Source organism: Coleofasciculus sp. E2-BRE-01 (assembly GCF_040221695.1).
GTDB lineage: Bacteria > Cyanobacteriota > Cyanobacteriia > Cyanobacteriales > Coleofasciculaceae > Coleofasciculus.
Window position 1 is genome coordinate 1 of the sequence record NZ_JAVKEA010000133.1, and the last position, 1,958, is coordinate 1,958.

The 1,958-nt window shown below is 49.4% G+C and carries 1 protein-coding gene; it reads right to left on the minus strand.

Annotated features, from left to right (window positions below; genetic code table 11):
- Positions 1-262: 262 nt before the first annotated feature.
- A complete protein-coding gene (locus RIG66_RS16055) occupies positions 263-1,651 on the minus strand; it encodes a GTP-binding protein (protein ID WP_446379679.1) in 1,389 nt (462 codons plus the stop codon).
- Positions 1,652-1,958 lie beyond the last annotated feature (307 nt).

Below are 1,958 nucleotides of genomic sequence, written 5' to 3' on the forward strand. Positions count from 1 at the left end.
CACCTACCACCATTCACCTCACCTATTCATCCACAATGTTTTTTTCAAACAGGCTCCGTTTAATACATAGCTCCCCAAAATTGCTCGCTTTCCCCCATACCCCACACCCCATACCCCACACCCAGTATCCTATCGTGGGTAATGTGGCTTAAGTTGACACCCATGACGAGAGGGGTGGGAAGGGGGCTGGGGGGTTAGGTTTTTCCAATTCGCCAGCAGTATCCACCGGGGGAGAAGGGAGCAAGGGAAGGGCGCGTTGAGATTAAGACGTACTTCCTAATTTCGCTGCCAATTCTCCTTTAATCCGATTGAGAATTGAAGTTTCATCCAGCGATTCCAGAATGCGGCTGACGACAGTTTTCGGGGCATCTTCTCCCCAAGAGGCACCATTAGCTAAATAAACTTTCGTCACTTGTCCAATTGCATAAGTGGAAACCCCCGCGACACCCGCCTGAGTCATGGCGACAGACAGATAAGGCGCTAAGGTAACTCCTCCAGTTGCAGGTGCAGAAAGTCCTAACAATCCCTTAATACTACTCAATCCCAATGTGGCTAACACTTCGCTTGCACCAATTCCACCCATACTCAGGGCAATTTTCTGTAGTAATCCCACCGCACCTTGCTGGGTCATGGAGATACCGTAGAGGCGAGATAATGCTAGAATCATCACTACGTCTACAACCGTTGCCGTGAGTAGATCCAGAACCGTAACTGGATTGAGTGCGATCGCGACAGCTTTGGTCATCACTGCTTTCCAGATAACCTGATTGGCACTTTCGTCCCGAATCGCCATTTTCCGTTGCACCAGTTGTTCATTCACCTCACCCGCGTACATCATCGAATTGAGGGCGACTAGGGATTTACCTTCCCGGTGCAAAATTTCCAATATTTTTAGCTTTAATTCTTCTATCTGGGGAGTTCCCAGACGCCGTTGAATCGCCCGACTCCCATCAGCGCGGCGCACAGCCACTGCTTCTAACGGTGCAGCCGCCACGCGGACAATCTCAGCCGGAGATAACAACTGTTTCACCCGTTCATCCCGAATTTTACGATAAATCGCCTCGCGATCGGCTTCGGGATATTGGTCTATTTTATTAAAGACGAGTAGCATTGGCTTCCCACTATCTCGTAATAGAGACAGAGCTTCATACTCGACTTTGGTGATATCCCCAGCGATAATAAATAGAATCAGATCCGCTTGTCTGGCAACCGTTACCGCTAACGCCTCACGGGTTTCTCCATGGACTTCATCAATCCCTGGCGTATCAATAAACTGAATTTGGGACTCCCCAATACTCGGCAAAGCCACGCGCAGGATTTCCTGATCCGTGTTTGCCAAGGTTTCTTGACTTAACTGCCAATTCGCCGTTTGAGCATTGCGAGTCACCCCATGCAGCGCCCCGGTTTCAAACACAGGTTGTCCTAATAACGCATTAAGGACAGAGGATTTGCCCCGCCCAACCATACCAAAAGCCGCGAGTTGCACACAACTGTGTTCTAGCTTGTCCAAGAGGTTGGCTAAATCCTCAATTTCCGATTCTAACCCCGCTTGTTCTTGGCAGGTTAAGTCAAGATTGCTGACTAACTCACGCAAAGAGTCTTGGGCGCGTTTGTAGTGGAGTTCCCCCTGAACCGCATCAACACTCCACATTGCCCAATCCCAGTCTTGGTTTGAACCAGGAGAATTGTTAGTCAAAATCATACCTCCAGCGCTAGGTTTGAGCTTACTTTGATCCTAGCGTCGCTTGCTGTAATAGATAGGGGCTGCTGAATAAGTTTTGGGGTGGGGGTAGGGAGCAGGGGGAGCTGGGGGAGCTGGGGGAGCCTCACAAGGGTAGGTTTTTTAAGATGGGGGTTTAGGCAAGACAAGGAAGACAGGTAGACCAGTAGACAAGGAAGAGTGAGAACGAAAAATAGGGCGTTTCGGCTTTTAGAAGTTAGTTTGACCGAACCGAATT